The organism is Pseudomonas sp. S3_G06 (assembly GCF_054667565.1).
Genome location: NZ_CP162738.1, coordinates 3,298,404 through 3,317,663, shown reverse-complemented (window position 1 = coordinate 3,317,663; position 19,260 = coordinate 3,298,404). Strand labels below are relative to the sequence as shown.

Genomic DNA, 19,260 nt, shown 5'->3' with positions numbered 1-19,260 from the left:
TAAGTTGGCTGGGGATGCTCGCAGGGCCCTGGGCGTTTGCGCGTTCATTCACGCTCGGGCCAGGCTTGCTAAAGAGTCAGTAAACGGAACAGGGCAATCTTGTTGATCTCCGCCAGCGCGCATTTGAACTCGGCTTCCACCGAGTTGTTGATGCGCGTTTCGAACGCCGCGAGGATCTGATGCCGGTTGCTGCCTTTTACTGCCATGATGAAGGGAAACTTGAACTTGGCTTTGTAGGCGTCGTTCAGCTCGGTGAAGCGCTGGAACTCTTCGGCCGTGCATTGGTGAATACCGGCGCCAGCCTGTTCATTGGTGCTGGCTTCGGTCAGTTGGCCCTGGACGGCAGCTTTGCCGGCCAGGTCCGGGTGAGCGTTGATCAGGGCCAGCTGGCTGGCATGATCGGCGCTCAACAGGATATCGCTCATGCGCTGATGCAGGGTTTCGATCTCGTCGATCGAAGCGTCCGCACCGAGGTCGTAGGCCTTTTCGGCCACCCATGGCGAATGTTCGTAGATGTCGGCGAAGGCTTTGACGAAAGCGTCGCGGCTCAGGGTCGACGGTTGCAGGGTTTGAAAGCGGCTCATTTTGCAGTCCCTTGGTACGGGTGGGTTTCTTGCCAGTGACGCGCGATGTCGACGCGACGGCTGAACCACACCTGTTCATGACTTTTGGCGTATTCGATAAAGCGCTTGAGCGAAGCGAGGCGACCAGGACGGCCGATCAGGCGACAGTGCAGACCGATCGAAAGCATTTTCGGCGCTTCGGCACCTTCGGCGTAAAGCACGTCGAAGGCGTCTTTGAGGTATTCGAAGAAATCGTCACCCTTGTTGAAACCCTGCACTTGCGTGAAGCGCATGTCGTTGGTGTCGAGGGTGTAGGGGATCACCAGATGCGGCTTGCCGGTCGGGTTGTTCGGTTCCCAGTAGGGCAGGTCGTCGTCGTAGGTGTCGCAGTCGTAGAGGAAACCGCCTTCTTCCATGACCAGGCGACGGGTGTTCGGCCCGGTGCGGCCGGTGTACCAGCCCAGCGGACGTTCGCCGGTCAGTTCGGTGAGGATGCGGATCGCTTCGAGCATGTGCTCGCGTTCCTGCGCTTCGTCCATGTACTGGTAATCGATCCAGCGATAGCCGTGGCTGCAGATCTCGTGACCGGCTTCGACCATCGCACGGATCACATCCGGGTGACGCTGGGCGGCCATGGCCACGGCGAAGATGGTCAGCGGAATGTCGAATTCCTTGAACAGCTTCAGAATCCGCCAGACGCCGGCGCGGCTGCCATACTCGTAAAGCGATTCCATGCTCATGTTGCGCGCGCCTTGCAGCGGCTGAGCGGCGACCATTTCGGAGAGGAAGGCTTCGGATTCCTTGTCGCCGTGCAGAATGTTGCGCTCGCCACCTTCCTCGTAATTGAGTACGAAGGACAGGGCGATCCGGGCATTACCCGGCCAGTGTGGGTGAGGAGGGTTACTGCCGTAACCGATCAGGTCGCGTGGGTAGTCAGCGCTCACTGCAGTCTTCCTTCTTGTACGTTGACAGATTGGTGTGGCGGCCTGGCAGGCTGGCGTCACAGCGATGGGCTGATTGTATACAACTTTATTTACATTTTGTAAGCCTGAATTTTCCCATTTTTCACCGGCTGTCATCTTTTGCTGTTAATGGTTCCAGCCTGCAAGAAACCTGCCTGACCAGTCAGCTAATGAATAGAAGGTTCAATGATCAGGCGCTTTGCCTGCGAATTGGTGATAAAGACCCGCATGGCGGGGGTGAAGCGAAAAATGTCGTTTTTATTGTGTACAATTTTTTTGAAAAGTGTCTTAATCAGTCACTCGCCGCAGCGTTTCGTGCTCTGAAACGGTGCGGTCTCCTTTTCAACTGACTTCGGGAGGCGCGAAGTCTGACCGCTTGTTGCGGCCGGGCGCGCAGAATCAATGGGACGTTTGACAACACACGTTTTGGACGCTGCACACGGTTGCCCGGGCAGCTCGATCAAGGTCGAGCTGTACCGCGTTGAAGGATCGCAGCTGGAATTGGTCGCCAGTGCGACAACCAACAGTGATGGCCGGGTCGATGCGCCGTTGCTGCAAGGCGACGATTATCGCACCGGGGTTTATCAGGTGCAGTTCCATGCCGGCGATTACTACCGCGCCCGTGGCGTACAACTGCCCGAGCCGGCGTTTCTCGATGTCGTCGTACTGCGTTTCGGCATTTCCGCCGAGCAGGAGCACTACCACGTGCCCCTGCTGATTTCGCCTTACAGCTATTCCACGTATCGGGGCAGCTGACCCCCAAGCAGCTGCCCCCACCGGGAAGCGACTGCGCATATAGCTTCTTTGGTCTTTCGCCCGCTCACACTGCGGGCTTTTTTTATGCGTTTTTACGGCGCAACTGCCGGCGCAGTCGAGTCTCGGGTCAACGCTCGCGAATAATGAACACCGAGTCTGGCGTGGACGCGACCTTCAATACGCCTCCTATCAGCCATACCACCTTGTTCCGCGTCGCTGCATCGGTCAGTGCGGTGAAGGCGTCCTGACCGATTCTGGCGGGCAAGCTCGGTTCTGTCAGTTCGTTGCCAGGAACGTGAGTCAGGCCGGCTTGACTGATTGCCCCCAGTTTCAAAAAGAAGATTTGATCGTGACCGGCTCGTTTGAATACCAGCGTCGGCATTCTGTGTTCATAGGTCAGTGGAAACAGCTCGTAACCACAGCCGACCAGCAACGCGCCGAGCAATCGCCGCAGATTCAGATCTGATGGATAGGTCTTGTAATGATTCCAGGCGGAGGAGAAGTGCTGTGGATCAAAGGTCAGGCGTTGCAATTCGCTGTCGGTCTGGGAAGGCATCGGGATAAGCCGCTTGCCCCCCAGGTCGATGTCTGGCGCTATGGCGAGCATATTCAGCGGGTCGGCAAAATCAGGCGCTGTGGAAAACGGCAGTTGCTTCCATTGATGCAAGACGGCCTGAACGTTGATCAGGCCGGTGCCGGTAATCGTCGGGGAATGATCGGCGAGTTCGAATAACCTGCGGGCAACGGCTGTCGTTGTCGCTTGCGAAAAATCAGGGAACGCGCGAGCGACGGACGTTGTTATCGGTTCTTCGAAAAAGCGTTTGCCCGGATGGACTTCACCCGGATCACTGCCGATGCGAAAAGTCGCTACCGGCTGTCGCTCGGGCGTGTTTATCAGCATGTTCTCGAAAGCGTCGAAACCGCTCGGGAAAAACTCTGGATGACATACGAAATAGACTGTGGGCGCCGTATTCGAGCCAACCGGAACGATTGGATAATGCAGCCAGCCAAGCTGTACCGATTCGGTGTGCGCAGGTATGTTCAGATGCCCCCAGGGAAGCCAGAAATACGGCGTCTGGTAGTTGTCGGAGGACGGCTTGGCTGTCGACGCGGTTAGCGTCTCTGCGGCTTCGGCAAGTCGGGGACGCTTGCTCGGGCCAGGTGTTGCCTGGTCGGTCTGTTCGCCTGGCTGGCTGGATTGGGCCTGCGTTTCGGATGGCTTCGCCCCGGGCGGTTTTTGTCGCCAGAAAACAGTGCCGGGGATTTGCTCGAAGAAAACGTCGGGTGCATTGCTCGTCGAGGCAAACGCTTGTTGGTATTCGCCATCCTTGTTTTTGCGCACCATGACCGTGCCGTCCACCGTCGTTACGAAGGTCTGCCTGAGCCTGTTGTATCGAAGGCCCTCCGTTGCCAGTTCGGGCTTGGTCAGCGTGATGGCGTCGGCCGGCGAGATGTATGAGGGCAGGTTGGGGGTGGCGGATGCAGGCCGGTTGGATAGCCTCTCGGGCCGCCGTATCTGCCAGGTCGTCTGACCCTCGAGTCGTGACAGGGGCAGGCCGGGCACTCCGGGTGCAAAGGTCAGAGGCACATGATAATTGCCATGCCCGTCCTGCTCGACGACGAACTGGCCTTCATCAGCGATCTGAGCGTACGTGCGCTGATCCGTCCCGGTGAACAAGCCATCGTTCTGCGCCACTGGCACCAGTTCGTGAAAACGCTCCTGCGGCCAGGCGATTGCGTTACGAGTGGCGCTGAAGTTCTCCGTTGCATCCGGCAAGGCGTGAACAGTAACCGTGGGCAGTGTGCTGGCTGCGGCAGATGTGCTTGCCGCTTGACTGACGGCCGGTAAATCGATGCCCAGAAGCAGGGCGTCAGGCATGTCCAGGCCCATACGGCTGACGAGAGGCGGTGAGCCGGAATGTCCAGCATCGGGGGCATCGGGTGGTTTTACTGCAGGGACTTTTTTGGGTGACTTGGCCATGGGGAATGCTCGGTAAAAGAGCGCGCAGACGCGTACAAGTGCCGCGTAGACAGCAACGCTCGAAAAAATGGGTTTATTGACGAACGACCGGCGAATTACGCGGGAGGCACTTTCATCACAGAAACGGGGCCGAAAATGTTGGTTTGGTGGTTGCAGCGATTCACCACCCTTAAAGCAGACTTTTCGATGCGGGATTTGTCGGCACGCAATACCCAGCCATGCGCGGCAAAGTTGTAGCCCACGCGCGCGGTCTGGTCGTTGAGGCAAATGATGTTCCGGACTTTGACTTCGTCGTTGGCCAATGCCGCAAGAGCTTGCGGCAGTGCTTTGGAAGCGTCAGGCTCTTCGAAAAAACGTGCATCGAGACCATCCAGGTAAACACGGTCAAAGACCAGGTCGACTGTATGCACAACTCCACCGGTGGTGATAACGCGGATCTGGTCTATCAAATCCTCGCTTCCATAGACAGGCAGATAAAAAGTGGTAGTGCCGATGGAGAGCCGGTTTTCTTCCAGTTTTATTTCGACCTCGCCGAGCTGCGTTGCATCAAGTTCCCACGTGGACGAGCAGGGAAGCCGCTCTTTGGCATTGGCGAGCGCGCCAGGCGTCGAGAGTTTGATTGTCATGTCAGGGAGGACGTGGATGAGATAAGTTCCACCCGCGCCTTCATAGGGGTCCATGCTGGTTTGCACGGCCATTGGTATAGGCCCTAAGCAACCCGTTGTACCGTCAAGCGGGTAACCCTTTTTCTCAGGCAGGGCATAAAAGTCGCGCCGAGAGCGAGCCTTGAGAGGCACTTTGATCTGGGTCACCCAATCCCTCGATACCGAGAAGTCAGTGAAGGCAGGCGGGATGTCGGTTTCCGCTGTAAGGCCAGCGTTTGCAACGACACCGTCCTTGAAAATCAGCACATAACGGCCGAACGGTCGAACGGCCATGGTTCGCAGGATTTTCGTAATATTGTCGTGATCGTCTTCGCTACGCGCAGCCGAATAATAATTCAGCTTGATGGTCTTTGCGCCGAAGTGATAGACGAGATGGCAGCCGACAGTCAATCGATAGGATTTGGGTTTGTCTGAGAAAAAATGCGCCTCGGCTTTTGTCAGCTCATCACTGTTGAAATCCAGATAGATCCTGGTTATGACATCTGAACGTAAAACTGCGTAAAAAGTGGTGCTCTTTCCGGTTCTCGGTACGTAATAGCTCGCATCCTTGCGGTGTCGGATCCAGCATTCCGGCGCATAAATAATGATCGGTGTTACCGGTTTCCCACGTTTGATGAAAATTTCAGGTATATCAGCGGTGTGGCCATCCGGGATTGTTTCAGGCAGGTCAAGTCTGAAATAGCAATCATCACTGGTTATGAAAATCAGGTTTTTGTTGCTCAGCTTTCTTGCGTCTTCGTTTTTCTTGTAAACATCATGAATGGTCAATACGTTTTTGGGATTGTCATGAATTTCGAAGCCTGAGCGGATGACCAAGTCATTGCCCTCGATATCCCAGGACTCAATCAGATCCTTGCGCCAATTCATGACGATATAGCTGATCTGTTCGCCATCGTCGACGATTGAAAAACTGCCAGCGACATGCGCAATGTAATATTGATCCGCACCGGCGCCTCCCGACGCTTTGGCTTTTTCGTGGGAGAGGAATATCTGATCGTCTCCGGCGCCAGCTTCAATGATGTCACTGCCCCGTGATTTGATGACGTTGTTTTGCGCAGTGCCGGTTACTACGCTTGCTGCGCGATGAACTGTTTCGATATTTTCGATACTGTCCAGCAAACTGTGCAGGATGGATATCTTGTTATTGTCGGTATCGACATCGCTAGTGATGATCTGCAATGTTCCGGCCAGCAAATCTATGTCATAGCCAGTTCTGTTCGTATCACGAGAGGAGTAATTGCCGCCGAGTACCAGTGTGTCATTTCCTGCGCCTCCGCTCAGCGTGGAATGCTCTGTGACATGACTATCCTTTTCGAGGAAGTCGGCTGCGTTCTCAAACAGGAACTGATCATTTCCCTCCCCGCCCGACAGTTGTTTTTTTCCTGATTTGTAATGGAAAGTGTTGGGCTTTTTTTCTACACCTTTGATCGAGTCGTTGCCCTCGCTGAGAAACCAGAGAATGTGCTTGCCCTCTGCTGCAACTCCCAATTCCGCGCCGGGTGTATCTTTTGTAACCCCTGCGCTTGCATCAATGTTGTCATCGGTGCCGACCACTTCAGGAACATTGACCGACTCCCACGCATCCTGTTTCGTCCACCAGTTTCGCTTCCACACCCGCGTTGGTTTCAGGCGTACATCAAACTTGCCATTGACGATGGCTTCGGTGCTCTCTTTCAAGGGGCCATCGAGTAACGTTCTCGCGGTCTTTTTTAACTGCAATGAGTGTTGAAGTAGCGTTTTGGCTTTGATATAGCGGTTTTGGACGCTTTCATCGACGTCCATCATGCAGAACGAAAACCATCCGCTACGCCACCGTTCATCGACGGTCAATTCGATGTAGTCATCTATATCGTCAACGATACGTACCGCACCGTAGACCTGCGAGCCAATGGCGAGAATCGCACCGGCTGCAAGTCCGACGGGGCCGGCAAGCGAGAACCCGGCCATCGCGGCAGTGCCGAGGACGACAGTCATGGCTGCACTGGTAATGCTGAGGCCAGCGCTGACGTAATGATCCATAGCCTCCTTGCCGGTGGCATTCTCAGCGGCATTTATGGACCTGACGGCGGTATAGATGTCGAAGGGTAGCGTCAGCATGCCGCCGACCAAACCTCCCGATCGACCCAGTCTGAGGGCGAAGCGTGTTCTGGCGAAGTCCCGGTAAGCAATCTGCCCGGCCGTGAGCATTTGCGTGGCTATTTTACTGACCGTGACATCGGCCGCGATGGAGGCCAGCTCCGATGCAATGCCCGCGCTGTTTATCGCTACTTCAGCCCGGTTATCGGCTTTGATCGCATCGATCACGCCGCGAATCCCCATGAAAATGCCGAAACCCTGAATCCCCAGGCTGGAGCCCAGCGTCGCGTAGCTTTTGGTCAATTGCGCCCATCGGGGATGATGCGTGGGAACATGCACATGTTGCAGATCGAGCGTCTGTGCTGCACTTAGAAGTCTTGCCAGTTTGTCGCGATAATTGCCGGATACCTTTTCATTAGCATTGTTCGCCCGCAATAGCTGAGGGGCGGTAAGCGGGCGCTGGCTGGCCATTTCAAACAAGAGCGTGGGTAACAAGTAGCTATCGCTGCCCGTTGAGGTCTTCAGAAAGTGTTCAACTTTATTGGCATCGAACTGCAGGCCATTGATAAAAGAGGATTTGGGTCGGCGAAAGAAGCTGTTTTTGCCATTCAACCGCTGACCATCAATGGTCGCGCCCAGTTCGTCGAGCGCTGTACGAGTGATCGAAATATCGCCAATTTCCAAGGGGCCGAATATATCGTCCGCCATTTGCAATTGACTCGATTTTTCATTGGTCTGACGCTGATCGATGGTAGAGGACTTGTATTCGTTGGATTCGTAGCCGAGATCCATGACTACGACCATATCGGACACAGGTTGCGTGTCCGTATGTATTGCAGGGTCGGTTTGTGCTGTTGCTTCGCGTATAAGTGTGGCCATTAGAACTTCCTTGTTCCGGCAATTGTTGTTAAGGCCAAGGATATTACGTTGGCCTTTCGAGACCTGTATATCGATGGGTTGTTGCTATCTATTGCATATCAGGGATTGGATGTTGCACTTAATTGATTCATGAACAACATGATCCTGCCCGAGATCCATTCCGGCAGGATAATCAATAGTGGCGCTTTTCAGTCAGTGGCTGCCAAGCAACGAGGCAGCGCCAGCACCACCAAACAGTCCGGCACTGACCCGATTGAACCAACTCTGGCCTTTGCCGCTGCGCAGATAACGTGCGGCGCCGTGGGCGCCCAGGCCGTAGGCAAGTTTGCAGCACAGATCGAGCACCACCCAGGTCGCGATCATGATCAGCAATTGCGGCATAAAAGGTTGGTCTGCGCGGAGAAATTGCGGCAGAAACGCGGCAAAAAACAGAATGTCCTTCGGATTGCTCGCACCCAGTACAAAAGCGCGTCCGAACAATGTGCGAAAACGCGGCACCGGTGCAGCCTCGGGTACTTCGGCGCCCGTGGATGGCTGTCGCGATTGCTGCCAGCTCTGCCAGGCGAGGTAGAACAGGTACAGCGCGCCGACGATTTTCAGTGCGCTGAACAACTGCTCCGAAGCCAGCAGCAACGCGCCAAGCCCTAGTGCCGAAGCGCTGAGCAGGCAGATCGAGGCAATCACCCCGCCGAGGAATGCGGGGTACGACCTGCGTAAACCGTAATTGAGACTGTTGCTGATCATCAGCAAGGACAGCGGTCCCGGGATCAGGATCACCACCAGTGCAGCGCCACTGAACAGCAGCCAGGTTTCCAGACTCATCGTTTTGCTCCTTTGTTGTTATCGAGATGTGCAAAAGCCCCACCGGTGAGGGTGAGGCTGTTTGAAGCCTGAACCGCGCAGCGCTTACAGGAAGATGAACTTGGCGATGAAGATCGCGCAGAGCACCCACAGGCTGACGGAAATTTCCTTGTACTTGCCGGTGCCGGCCTTCAACGCGACGTAAGTGATGAAGCCCAGCGCGATGCCGTCGGCGACGGAGAAGGTCAGCGGCATCATGATCGCCGTGACGATCGCCGGAATCGCATCGGTCGCTTCGTCCCATTCGATGTGGGCCATACCGCCCATCATCAGCATCGCCACGTAAATCAGGGCACCTGCTGTGGCATAAGCGGGAATCATGCCAGCCAGCGGTGCGAAAAACATCGCCGCTATAAATAGCACACCCACGGTGACGGCGGTAAGACCAGTCCGACCACCAGCGGCTACGCCGGCGGCACTTTCCACGTAACTTGTGACCGGGGGCACGCCAACCACGGCGCCGAATACGCTGGATGCGCTGTCGGCCTTCATGGCTCGGGAAAGGTTCTCGATGCGACCGTCAGCGGCGACAAGGTTGGCGCGCTGGGCCACGCCCATCAAGGTGCCGGCGGTGTCGAACATGTGCACGAAGAGGAAGGCGAGCACCACGCTGATCATGCTGACGTTGAACACGCCGGCGACGTTCATTGCCATCCAGGTCGGCGCCAGGCTCGGCGGCGCGGACATGATGCCCTCGTAGTGGACCAGACCCAGGCCCCAACCGGCGAGGGTGACGGTGATGATGCTGATCAGGATCGCACCGAACACGCGGTGGTAACTGAGGATCGCGATCATCAGGAAACAGATCGCGGCGAGCAACGGACCGGGTTCGCGCAGCGAGCCAAGTTTGATCAGGGTGGCCGGGCTGTCGACGACGATGCCGGCAGTCTTCAGCCCGATCAGGCCGAGGAACAGACCGACACCGGCGCCCATGGCAAACCGCAGGCTGACCGGAATGCTGTTGAGCAGCCACTCGCGAATCCGCGAAAAGGTCAGGAACATGAACAGCACGCCGGAGACGAACACCGCGCCGAGGGCGGTTTCCCAGTTGTAGCCCATGGTGCCGACCACGGTGTAGGTGAAGAAAGCATTGAGGCCCATGCCCGGCGCCAGGCCGACCGGCCAATTGGCATAGAGCCCCATCAACAGGCAGCCGAGCGCGGCGGCGATGCAGGTGGCGACGAAGGCCGCACCGTGATCGATGCCGGCATCGGCCATGATGTTCGGGTTGACGAAGATGATGTAAGCCATGGTGATGAAGGTTGTCAGACCGGCAATCAGCTCGGTCTTCACCGTGGTGCCATGCAAGCTGAGTTTGAACAGACGCTCCAGCAGGCCATTGCGTAATGGCGGCGTGAGCTCGAGCGGCGGTGCTTCGGATTTGCGGCTTTCCACAGCGAGTACTCCTCAAGAGTTTTATTGTTATTTCCAGGGCCGGACCCATGAGGGGTGGCAGCGGCCCTTTGAGGCATACGCGAATTTGTTGACCGTGTAGTCAGGAACTCGCACGCAGTGGATTATGCTTTTGTGTACAAATAAAGCAAATATTGTTTTTTGTTTTGTCGGCGATTTTTTTGCTGATAGGGATATATGGCTATCAGGATGGCTTCGCAAGCAGGCTCGCTCCCAGAGGAGAATGCGTTCCAATGTGGGAGCGAGACTGATCGCGAAGAGGGCGGTCCTGTCAATCGAGATGCGTCTGACTGCCCCCAAGCGCCAGATTCACCGCCAACCACCCATTCACCGCCGCTTCCCCTGCTTCTGCAAATACCCGCTCAAGCAATTTCACCTGCTCACGGCGCAACGCCTGCTCGAACTTCGCGCCTTCCGCCGTCAGCTCAAGCAGACGCTTACGCTTGTCCGTCTGTGAAGCGACGCTGTCGACCAGATGCATCTCCTGCAACTGACGCAGGGGCATGTTCAACGCTTGTTTGCTCACGCCCAGCAGGGCCAGCAACTCTTTCACACTCAGGTTCGGATAGCGCGCGATGAAAAACACGATGCGCTGATGTACCCGCGAGAGTCCGCGGCGCTCGAGCATTTCATCCGCCTTGGCCGTGAACGCCTGATAGCCGAAGAAGAACGCTTCCATGGCCTGTTGCTGACTGAAGGGATTTTTAAGGTCAAGCATGTTGACGTACTCGCTCAAGCTGTCGTAGTTTCAGTCAATCAGTTTGACTCATTTTTTACCTGCCTCGCTACGGTGACCTCTATGGCTTTTTCCGAACGTGTCTCGCGCCTGAAAAGTTCTTTGATCCGAGAAATCCTCGCCGCCGCCCAGCGTCCAGAGGTGATGTCGTTTGCCGGCGGTTTGCCCGCTGAGACAATGTTGCCGAAGGTGAAGTGGGACGAGATGCCGCTGTCCCTTGGTCAGTACGGCATGAGCGAAGGCGAGCCGGCCTTGCGCGAGGCGCTGGCGGCAGAGGCGAGGGCGCTGGGCCTTGCGTGCGAGGCGAGTCAGGTGCTGGTGGTCAGCGGCTCGCAGCAAACCCTGGATCTGGCGGCCAAGCTGTACATCGACAAGGGCACGGAAATTCTGTTGGAGGCGCCGACTTATCTGGCCGCGCTGCAAATCTTCCAGCTGTTTGGCGCCGACTGCCTGACCGTGCCGCAGGAAGCGGACGGCCCCAACCTGGCGCAACTGCGCAACCGTCTGCAACAGCACCACCCGGCGTTTATCTACCTGATCCCGACTTTCCAGAATCCTTCCGCCGTGCGCTACAGCGAGGCCAAGCGCGCCGCAGTCGCGGCATTGCTCGATGAATTTGGCGTCACGCTGATTGAAGATGAGCCATACCGCGAACTGACTTTCGATGGTGGCAGCGCGAAGCCGATTGCGGCGCGTCTGAGAAAAGCCAGCTGGATCTACACCGGCACCGTGTCGAAAACCTTGCTCCCGGGTCTGCGTGTCGGCTACTTGATCGCCAGTCCGGATCTGTTCCCGCACCTGCTCAAACTCAAGCAATCGGCGGACCTGCACACCAATCGCATCGGCCAGTGGCAGGCGCTGCAATGGATCGGCTCGCAGAAGTATCAACAGCATTTGAGCGAGTTGCGGGATTTCTATCGGCAGCGGCGCGATGCGTTTGAGTTGGCGCTGGAAGAGCATTTTGCCGATCTGGCTGAGTGGAACATGCCCCAGGGCGGGCTGTTCTTCTGGCTGACGCTGAAGCAACCGCTGGATACGCGCACTTTGCTTAACGAGGCGTTGGCCAATGATGTGGCGTTCATGCCCGGTGAGCCGTTCTTTCCTGAGCCGGACAAGCATCATGGGCATTTGCGCTTGAACTTCAGCCACATTGATCCGGCGCGGCTGGATGAGGGGTTGAAGCGGTTGGCGGCGGTGGTGCGGCGGGCGCAGATGGAGAGGGCGGCCTAGCAAAAACGCCGGCTCAAGGGCCGGCGTTGTCAGTGCGAGCCTGCTCGCGAAGGCGGCTAGCGCTCCAACCCGTTAACATCAGATCGCCGCAAACCGCTTATCCAGATAATCGATAATCACCTTGGATTCATACATCCAAGTGGTTTGCCCATTCTCGTCGATACGCAGGCAAGGCACTTTGATTCGGCCACCCTGTTCCAGCAGAGTCTGGCGATCCTGCTCGTTGTTCTTCGCGTCTTTCAGCGCCACCGGTACATTCAGGCGATGCAGAGCGCGGCGGGTTTTCACGCAGAACGGGCAGGCGTGAAACTGATACAGCGTCAGATCTTTCGCGGCAGCGTCGACTTGCGCCTGAGCAGCAGCGGGGCGCTTTTTCTTGCCCGGGCGGGTGATGAAGTCGATGAAGATAACCAGTTGGCCGAGGCCGACACGAAGCGCTTTGACGAACACGTTGAAAGCCTCACGGTGCAAATGAAGAAGGCGCGCAGCTTACCCGATTTTTAACGGGCGAAAAAAAACCGGCGATCAACGCCGGTTCTTTTCTGTTGCGAATTACTTGATGAGGCTGAGGAATTCGCTACGGGTTGCCGCGTTTTCACGGAATTCACCGAGCATCACCGAAGTGATCATCGACGAATTCTGCTTTTCGACGCCGCGCATCATCATGCACATGTGCTTGGCTTCGATCACCACGGCCACGCCCAGGGCGCCGGTGACTTGCATTACCGCGTCGGCGATCTGGCGGCTGAGGTTTTCCTGAATCTGCAGGCGGCGGGCGTACATATCGACGATCCGCGCAACCTTCGACAGGCCCAGCACTTTGCCGCTCGGGATATAGGCGACATGCGCCTTGCCGATGAACGGCAGCAGATGGTGTTCGCACAACGAATACAGCTCGATGTCCTTGACCAGCACCATTTCGCTGTTGTCGGAGCTGAACAGGGCACCGTTGGTGACCTCTTCGAGCGTCTGTGCATAACCGCGGCAGAGGTACTGCATGGCTTTGGCGGCACGCTTTGGCGTGTCGAGCAGGCCCTCGCGGGACACGTCCTCGCCCAATTGGCCGAGAATCGCGGTGTAATTCTGTTCCAGGGACATGAAACTACCTGTGGGGATTTTCGCAAAGGGCAAGGGTACGGTGGCGGACACAACCCTGCAAGTTCGGTGTGACGGCTTTATTCGTCGCGGCCTTCCATCATCGTCCGTTTCAGCATCACATAAACCGCGCCGGCGCCGCCGTGGCGGGCCTGGCAGGAGCAGAAACCGAGCACTTGCGCATGCTGGCGCAGCCAGGTGTTGACGTGGCTTTTGATCATCGGCCGCTTGCCATCCAGGCGCACAGCCTTGCCGTGCGTCACGCGCACGCAGCGGATTTCGAATTTGGTCGCTTCGGCGAGAAAGGCCCAAAGTGTTTCCCGGGCTTTTTCTACGCTCATGCCATGCAGGTCGAGGCTGCCTTCGAACGGGATCTGCCCGACCTTGAGCTTGCGCATCTGGCTTTCCTGCACGCCATCGCGGGACCACATCAACTCGTCTTCCGGGCCGACGTCGATCACGAACTGGTCGGACAAGCCGTCAATGATGGTGGTGTCGCTGCGCACGGTGGCGGACTGACGCAGCTTGGCAATCTGCGCGCGGTCAGCCTTGGGTTTGCCGGTGTCGGCGCGGTCGTGCTTGATCGGCTTGACGCCCTGGATCGCACTTTTGAACAGAGAAAAATCGTCGTCTTGCATGTCAGCCTCCGCGAAGGGCGGCCAGTTTACCCAAGTCGACAGAAAACGGCCCGGCAAAAAGCCAGGCCGTTGGGTCAGTCGTGTTTTTTCATCAGATGCGGGGACATGTTCAGTTCCCGCGATTGCCGTGCGCGACGGCGGCAGCGGCGCCACAGGGCAACGCCGAAATACAGAAACAGCAAGCCGACGGCAAGCATGATTGCCGAACCCAGCGGCGACGCGTTCAGGTCACCCAGCGCCGGCGGACGGCCGAGCAGGCTGGCGGCACCGGCCATCGCCAGCAGCACGCCGAACGTCGCCAGAATGGCCGAGATCGCCGCGCCAAATCGAAAACGCCAGTTGCTTTGGCCTTTGGGCCGCAAACGGCGTGCGTCAAATCCATCGGATAACTTCATTCCGACCTTCCTCAATGGTATCGGCCCTTCGACCGGGAGTTGACCGGGTTGTTCCTGAGGCTATGGCATTTGCGGCAAAACAGCGGATATAGCGGATGAGCGGCGCCAATGCACCGCTCACAAGGGCAGGATCAGATCAGGTCCTGAGTCTTGGCCAGCGTGGCGAAGTTGTCAGCCATGATCGCCATTTCCGCTTCCTGCACGCGTTCGGCGCTGAGCACGCCGCCCTTGAACGGCAGATCGCGGGTCGCGCAGGCGTCTTCGACCAGGGTGCAGCGGAAACCGAGGTTCTTTGCCGCGCGCACGGTGGTGCTGACGCTGGAGTGACTCATGAAGCCGCAAACGATCAGATCCAGCGAGCCGAGGTTCTGCAGGCGCTCGAGCAGTTCGGTGCCATGGAACGCGCTCGGCAGCAGTTTGCCGATAATGGTTTCATCGCCTTGCGGTTCGAGACCGGGGATGAATTCGCCACGTTCGCCCTGCGGGTCGAACAGGCCACCAACGGTGCCGAGATGACGCACGTGCACGATCGGCCGACCGGCGGCACGGGCTGCGGCAACCACTTGTTTGATGTTCGCGACGGCCGCGTCCATGCCGCTCAGGGCCAGCGGGCCACTGAGGTATTCCTTCTGGGCATCGATGATGACCACGGTGGCATGGCTCAGGGTGGCCGCTGCGTAACCGCGACCGCTGAGTTGAAACATCGTTTTTGGAACGGACATTCTGGGGCTCCTCGGGGTGGGGCTTTTGCGACATTGTCCTCTGGCTGAGCGGTTCTGTGAATCGCTACCATCGTAGGCGCCGTCGTTCTTGGCCTGCAGCCTTGTCAAGTTACACGTTCCGTTCAATGCCTGATGCAAAAAAAGAAATCTCCTACCGTTGCCACACGGTTTTTCCTGCGTCGTCGTCGCGCGTTTTGGCTGCTAGAATCGCCAGTCGTTTTTTCTGGAGTTCTACGCCGTGATCACTTCCCGACTTCGTACCCTGCGCGACCATATCCGTTGGGCCGTCAGCCGCTTCCATGGGGAGGATCTGTTTTTCGGTCATGGCACCGACAACGCCTGGGATGAGGCGCGCCAGTTGGTACTGGGCGCTTTGCACCTGCCTTGGGAAATCGCCGACAGCTATCTTGATTGCGCGCTGGAAGATGACGAACTGGTCAATCTGCAGCGACTGCTCAAGCGGCGCATCGAAGATCGCGTTCCCACCGCCTATCTGCTCGGCGAGGCGTGGTTCTGCGGCATGTCGTTCATCGTCGACCCGCGCGTGCTGATCCCGCGTTCGCCGATCGGTGAACTGATCGAAAACCGCTTTGCGCCGTGGATCGGCAACGAACCGGCGCGGATTCTCGACCTGTGCACGGGTTCCGGCTGCATCGGCATTGCCTGCGCTTACGAATTCCAGAATGCCGAAGTGGTGCTCGCGGACCTGTCGTTCGAAGCGCTGGAAGTGGCCAACCAGAACATCGAGCGCCATGGCGTCGATGAGCGCGTCTACACCGTGCAGGGTGATGGCTTCGATGGTTTGCCGGGTCAGCGTTTCGATCTGATCGTGTCGAACCCTCCCTACGTCGACGCCGAAGATTTCGCCGACATGCCGGACGAATATCAGCACGAGCCGGAACTCGGCCTTGCCTGCGGTGATGATGGTCTGAATCTGGTCCGGCGCATGCTCGCCGAAGCGGCGGATCACCTGACCGAGAAAGGTTTGTTGATTGTCGAGGTGGGCAACAGCCAGGTGCACGTCGAGGCGTTGTACCCGGAAGTCGATTTCGCCTGGCTGGAGTTCCAGCGCGGCGGGCATGGCGTGTTCATGCTGACCGCCGAGCAGTGCCGCGCGCATCAGGCCCTGTTCGCGTCCCGCGTCTAAGGTTGTGACAGATCGTTCCCACGCAGAGCATGGGAACGATCAGTACGCGCTCAAGCCCTCAGCGGTGCGTAGCAATCCAGATCAACAACCCCGCCTGAAACACCGCAAACGCCACCAGACATGTAATGGTGAAACGCAGGCCGGCGTCTTCACGCTTGAACTTGCTGACTTTCTCTTCCTGCTTCTTCAGTTTCACTTCCTGCTCAGCGAGATTCTGTTCGGCCTGCTGCAGCATCTGCGCGGCTTCAAGAATCTCGACGATCTGCAGTTTTTCGCTGTTCCAGTCACCCAGTAGATCACCGACCTGAACCGCCTTGATGCTGCCTTTCAAATGCTGGGCGTCGGCGTAAACCACATCGAAACCGTGCACGCGCAGGAAATGGTCGCGACGCAAGCGAGTGTCTTCGTTTAGCGCGTCCTTGTTGTTCAGGTCCATGCCTTCGACGGTGTAGCCGGGCCAGCGCTTTTTCGCCCAATTGATGCCTTGCGCAGCCATGAAGCGGCCGATACCGCGATTCAGCGGTTCGATCTGCAAGCCACTGTCGGGACCGAAACTCACTCGTTTGCTCGCGTGGTCGACCCACACATCGAGATGATTCTGCTCTTTGCGCACGCGCTGGTTGGGCAGCTTGATCGCCATGCGCATCAGGCTGCGCTCTCTGCTGTTGCGCTCGGCGTAACCGAATTCGACAAAGCGCAACGGCCGGCCGCCGGTGTTGCGGTCGGTCTGCAGCGGCGCCAGGCGGAGCATCTTGTGGTGCTCGGCCTGGACATCCGCCCACGGCAGTTCGACCGCTGGCGGTGCGTCTTTTTCAGCGCTGGTGTCGGGTGAAGTCTGGGTTTCAGTCATAACGGCGAGATCCTGTCCAAGCCCTGCTTGCCGCCAGACGTTGCGCTGGCGACAAAGGCTTATCGGCCGTTTTCTGTGAGGCTGGAGGGTAAAACGCAGTTAACTTGCACGAATTCCGTCAATAAATTCGATGACGGCAGCGCCGAGTTCGGCGGCCAGGGGCAAATTCGGGTCCTTGTAGGAGGCCAATTGCCGCTTCATATCGTTATGGACGATGCGCAGCACATGATTCATGCCTTCGATCACCGTCAGTTGCGCGTCCGGTTTCGCCGCCTTGAGCAGCTTCGCGTCTTCGGTGCCGACCTGAATGTCGTTGCTGCCCTGAACGATCAGTGCCGGCATTTTCAGCTGGGCAAAGGCTTGCGCCGGGTCCTGACGGAACAGCGAAATCAGGTACGGCTGCACGCTCGGGCGGAAGATCACCTGCAACGGTTGCGGCACGTTGTCATCGGCGTGGCCGGCCTTGAGGCTGTCGAGCAGTTCGTTGCTGCGCAGCATCAGTGGCGGCGGCAGGCTGCGCGCCAACTGTTCGCGGATCACTTCATCGACCGGCCGCGCGCTGCCAGACAGCGAGATCACCGCCGCTGCGTCCAGCTTCGGCGCAGCGAGGCTGGCAATCAGCGCGCCTTCGCTGTGGCCGAGCAGAATCAGTTTGCCGAAACGCGGATCGGCCTTGAGCTTCTGCCCCCACGCCACCGCGTCCGCCGCATAGCCTTCTACTGACAGATCACGTTCATCGGGAGCGGCCGCCAGGCTCGCCGCAACGCCACGCTTGTCGTAGCGCACGCTGGCGATGTTGTGTTTGGCCAGTACCCAGGCCAAGCGCTTGAGGCTGTCATTGCGCCCGCCGTCGGGGTTGTTTCCGTCGCGATCTGTAGGACCCGAGCCAGAAATCATCAGAACAATCGGCACCGGGCTGTCGGACTTGGGCAGCAACAGCGAACCGAAAAGTTCGCCGCTGCCGGTGTCCAGAGTGACCGGGCGCTGTAGGACTGTCGCTTGGGCAAAGCCGGTAAAGAGGGTAAGACTCAAGATCAGAACTCGCAGCATCATCACGCCATCATTGGTCAAGGTGCCGGTTGGACTCGCCGGCACCACTAAGGTTCGAGGATGAACTACTCGGTTAGCCTGCGTATACTGGCGCGCATCAAGAATTCGGGTTTGATTTCACGGAGCGTCCTGCATGTCCGGCAATACCTACGGCAAGTTGTTCACTGTCACCACCGCTGGCGAAAGCCATGGTCCGGCGTTGGTCGCCATTGTCGACGGCTGCCCGCCGGGTCTGGAGATTTCCCTGGAAGATCTGCAGCGCGACCTCGATCGCCGCAAGCCTGGCACCAGCCGCCACACCACCCAGCGCCAGGAAGCCGATGAAGTCGAAATCCTTTCCGGCGTGTTCGAGGGCCGCACCACCGGTTGCGCGATCGGCCTGCTGATCCGCAACACCGATCAGAAGTCCAAGGACTACTCGGCGATCAAGGACCTGTTCCGCCCGGCCCACGCCGACTACACCTATCACCACAAATACGGCGAGCGCGATTATCGCGGCGGTGGCCGCAGTTCGGCGCGGGAAACCGCCATGCGCGTAGCGGCCGGTGCGATCGCCAAGAAGTATCTGGCCAGTCAGGGCATCGTCATTCGCGGTTACATGAGCCAGCTCGGCCCGATCGAAATTCCGTTCAAGACCTGGGATTGTGTCGAAGAAAACGCTTTCTTCAGTCCTGACCCGGACAAGGTGCCGGAGCTGGAAGCCTACATGGATCAGTTGCGCCGCGATCAGGACTCGGTCGGGGCGAAGATCACCGTGGTCGCCGAAGGCGTGATGCCGGGTCTTGGCGAGCCGATTTTTGATCGCCTCGACGCCGAACTCGCCCACGCGCTGATGAGCATCAACGCGGTCAAGGGCGTCGAGATCGGCGCCGGTTTCGCCTGTGTCGCCCAGCGCGGCACCGAACACCGCGATGAACTGACGCCGGAAGGATTCCTCAGCAACAACGCCGGCGGCATCCTCGGCGGCATCTCGTCCGGTCAGCCAATCGTTGCGCATCTGGCGTTGAAACCGACCTCAAGCATTACTACGCCGGGCCGCTCGATCGATGTGAATGGCAACCCGGTCGACGTGATCACCAAGGGTCGTCACGATCCCTGTGTCGGCATCCGCGCGACGCCGATCGCCGAAGCGATGATGGCCATCGTGCTGATGGATCATCTGCTGCGGCACCGTGGGCAGAACGCCGATGTGCGCGTGAGCACGCCGGTGCTGGGCCAGCTCTGATGGCTGCGCTCAAAGC

18 protein-coding genes are annotated in these 19,260 nt (G+C 58.0%); 4 read left to right on the top strand and 14 right to left on the bottom strand.

Features of this window, described 5'->3' with window-relative positions; all coding sequences use genetic code 11:
* Positions 1 to 68: 68 nt before the first annotated feature.
* Positions 69 to 584: a 2-oxo-4-hydroxy-4-carboxy-5-ureidoimidazoline decarboxylase gene (gene uraD / locus AB4N47_RS14760; RefSeq protein WP_016773760.1), complete on the bottom strand. Its 516-nt coding sequence runs from the start codon at positions 582 to 584 to the stop codon at positions 69 to 71.
* Positions 581 to 1,507, bottom strand: a complete 927-nt coding sequence (gene puuE, locus AB4N47_RS14755) for an allantoinase PuuE (RefSeq protein ID WP_024012213.1) — start codon at positions 1,505 to 1,507, stop codon at positions 581 to 583. The genes uraD and puuE overlap by 4 nt, the downstream gene beginning before the upstream one ends.
* 420 nt (positions 1,508 to 1,927) lie before the next feature.
* Between puuE and uraH the strand changes: the two genes are divergently transcribed.
* The gene (gene uraH, locus AB4N47_RS14750) at positions 1,928 to 2,281 is read left to right on the top strand and encodes a hydroxyisourate hydrolase (RefSeq protein ID WP_024012214.1); all 354 of its coding nucleotides are present in this window, start codon (positions 1,928 to 1,930) and stop codon (positions 2,279 to 2,281) included.
* A gap of 127 nt (positions 2,282 to 2,408) precedes the next feature.
* On the opposite strand, the gene AB4N47_RS14745 is transcribed toward uraH, so the two are convergent.
* The 5 genes from AB4N47_RS14745 to AB4N47_RS14725 form a co-directional block, all read right to left on the bottom strand.
* Positions 2,409 to 4,262, bottom strand: coding sequence for a hypothetical protein (locus AB4N47_RS14745; protein WP_341639466.1), 1,854 nt, complete (start codon positions 4,260 to 4,262; stop codon positions 2,409 to 2,411).
* A gap of 95 nt (positions 4,263 to 4,357) precedes the next feature.
* Positions 4,358 to 7,882, bottom strand: coding sequence for a calcium-binding protein (locus AB4N47_RS14740; protein WP_341639467.1), 3,525 nt, complete (start codon positions 7,880 to 7,882; stop codon positions 4,358 to 4,360).
* 192 nt (positions 7,883 to 8,074) lie between these two features.
* The gene (locus tag AB4N47_RS14735; RefSeq protein WP_122602859.1) at positions 8,075 to 8,704 is read right to left on the bottom strand and encodes a LysE family translocator; all 630 of its coding nucleotides are present in this window, start codon (positions 8,702 to 8,704) and stop codon (positions 8,075 to 8,077) included.
* A gap of 84 nt (positions 8,705 to 8,788) precedes the next feature.
* Positions 8,789 to 10,138 (bottom strand): NCS2 family permease, encoded by a 1,350-nt coding sequence (locus tag AB4N47_RS14730; RefSeq protein WP_024012217.1) that lies wholly within the window; start codon positions 10,136 to 10,138, stop codon positions 8,789 to 8,791.
* A 289-nt stretch (positions 10,139 to 10,427) separates the two neighbouring features.
* A complete protein-coding gene (locus AB4N47_RS14725) occupies positions 10,428 to 10,874 on the bottom strand; it encodes a MarR family winged helix-turn-helix transcriptional regulator (protein WP_341639468.1) in 447 nt (148 codons plus the stop codon).
* Between the two features lie 81 nt (positions 10,875 to 10,955).
* On the opposite strand from AB4N47_RS14725, the gene AB4N47_RS14720 reads away from it, so the two are divergent.
* Positions 10,956 to 12,122, top strand: a complete 1,167-nt coding sequence (locus AB4N47_RS14720; RefSeq protein WP_341639469.1) for an aminotransferase-like domain-containing protein — start codon at positions 10,956 to 10,958, stop codon at positions 12,120 to 12,122.
* A gap of 78 nt (positions 12,123 to 12,200) precedes the next feature.
* On the opposite strand, the gene AB4N47_RS14715 is transcribed toward AB4N47_RS14720, so the two are convergent.
* From AB4N47_RS14715 to AB4N47_RS14695, 5 genes are all read right to left on the bottom strand, one after another.
* Entirely contained in the window at positions 12,201 to 12,572 is a 372-nt protein-coding gene (locus AB4N47_RS14715) for a glutathione S-transferase N-terminal domain-containing protein (protein WP_341639470.1), read from the bottom strand.
* Positions 12,573 to 12,674: 102 nt separating this feature from the next.
* Complete coding sequence (gene folE / locus AB4N47_RS14710) at positions 12,675 to 13,220, bottom strand: GTP cyclohydrolase I FolE (protein WP_016773769.1); 546 nt, start codon at positions 13,218 to 13,220, stop codon at positions 12,675 to 12,677.
* A 77-nt stretch (positions 13,221 to 13,297) separates the two neighbouring features.
* On the bottom strand, positions 13,298 to 13,855 hold the full coding sequence (locus AB4N47_RS14705; protein ID WP_016773770.1) for a Smr/MutS family protein: 558 nt from the start codon (positions 13,853 to 13,855) through the stop codon (positions 13,298 to 13,300).
* A 74-nt stretch (positions 13,856 to 13,929) separates the two neighbouring features.
* Positions 13,930 to 14,250 carry a hypothetical protein gene (locus tag AB4N47_RS14700; protein ID WP_016773771.1) on the bottom strand — a complete coding sequence of 107 codons (321 nt, stop codon included), beginning with the start codon at positions 14,248 to 14,250 and terminating at the stop codon, positions 13,930 to 13,932.
* A 131-nt stretch (positions 14,251 to 14,381) separates the two neighbouring features.
* Positions 14,382 to 14,972: a cysteine hydrolase family protein gene (locus AB4N47_RS14695; protein ID WP_016773772.1), complete on the bottom strand. Its 591-nt coding sequence runs from the start codon at positions 14,970 to 14,972 to the stop codon at positions 14,382 to 14,384.
* A 238-nt stretch (positions 14,973 to 15,210) separates the two neighbouring features.
* Between AB4N47_RS14695 and prmB the strand changes: the two genes are divergently transcribed.
* Entirely contained in the window at positions 15,211 to 16,119 is a 909-nt protein-coding gene (gene prmB / locus AB4N47_RS14690; RefSeq protein WP_016773773.1) for a 50S ribosomal protein L3 N(5)-glutamine methyltransferase, read from the top strand.
* Between the two features lie 58 nt (positions 16,120 to 16,177).
* Here prmB and AB4N47_RS14685 read toward each other — a convergent pair whose 3' ends face one another.
* The gene (locus AB4N47_RS14685; protein ID WP_341639471.1) at positions 16,178 to 16,969 is read right to left on the bottom strand and encodes a hypothetical protein; all 792 of its coding nucleotides are present in this window, start codon (positions 16,967 to 16,969) and stop codon (positions 16,178 to 16,180) included.
* A 99-nt stretch (positions 16,970 to 17,068) separates the two neighbouring features.
* Positions 17,069 to 18,022: an alpha/beta hydrolase gene (locus AB4N47_RS14680; RefSeq protein ID WP_341639472.1), complete on the bottom strand. Its 954-nt coding sequence runs from the start codon at positions 18,020 to 18,022 to the stop codon at positions 17,069 to 17,071.
* 130 nt (positions 18,023 to 18,152) lie between these two features.
* On the opposite strand from AB4N47_RS14680, the gene aroC reads away from it, so the two are divergent.
* Entirely contained in the window at positions 18,153 to 19,244 is a 1,092-nt protein-coding gene (aroC, locus tag AB4N47_RS14675; RefSeq protein ID WP_341639473.1) for a chorismate synthase, read from the top strand.
* The last annotated feature ends 16 nt before the right edge of the window (positions 19,245 to 19,260 follow it).

Coding starts and splice junctions, on each gene's coding strand:
- AB4N47_RS14740 (WP_341639467.1), bottom strand. CDS start 7,882: ATGGCCACACTTATACGCGAAGCAACAGCACAAACCGACCCTGCAATA.
- AB4N47_RS14720 (WP_341639469.1), top strand. CDS start 10,956: ATGGCTTTTTCCGAACGTGTCTCGCGCCTGAAAAGTTCTTTGATCCGA.
- AB4N47_RS14745 (WP_341639466.1), bottom strand. CDS start 4,262: ATGGCCAAGTCACCCAAAAAAGTCCCTGCAGTAAAACCACCCGATGCC.
- uraD (WP_016773760.1), bottom strand. CDS start 584: ATGAGCCGCTTTCAAACCCTGCAACCGTCGACCCTGAGCCGCGACGCT.
- AB4N47_RS14680 (WP_341639472.1), bottom strand. CDS start 18,022: ATGATGCTGCGAGTTCTGATCTTGAGTCTTACCCTCTTTACCGGCTTT.
- AB4N47_RS14725 (WP_341639468.1), bottom strand. CDS start 10,874: ATGCTTGACCTTAAAAATCCCTTCAGTCAGCAACAGGCCATGGAAGCG.
- aroC (WP_341639473.1), top strand. CDS start 18,153: ATGTCCGGCAATACCTACGGCAAGTTGTTCACTGTCACCACCGCTGGC.
- AB4N47_RS14705 (WP_016773770.1), bottom strand. CDS start 13,855: ATGCAAGACGACGATTTTTCTCTGTTCAAAAGTGCGATCCAGGGCGTC.
- folE (WP_016773769.1), bottom strand. CDS start 13,220: ATGTCCCTGGAACAGAATTACACCGCGATTCTCGGCCAATTGGGCGAG.
- AB4N47_RS14685 (WP_341639471.1), bottom strand. CDS start 16,969: ATGACTGAAACCCAGACTTCACCCGACACCAGCGCTGAAAAAGACGCA.
- AB4N47_RS14735 (WP_122602859.1), bottom strand. CDS start 8,704: ATGAGTCTGGAAACCTGGCTGCTGTTCAGTGGCGCTGCACTGGTGGTG.
- AB4N47_RS14700 (WP_016773771.1), bottom strand. CDS start 14,250: ATGAAGTTATCCGATGGATTTGACGCACGCCGTTTGCGGCCCAAAGGC.
- uraH (WP_024012214.1), top strand. CDS start 1,928: ATGGGACGTTTGACAACACACGTTTTGGACGCTGCACACGGTTGCCCG.
- AB4N47_RS14695 (WP_016773772.1), bottom strand. CDS start 14,972: ATGTCCGTTCCAAAAACGATGTTTCAACTCAGCGGTCGCGGTTACGCA.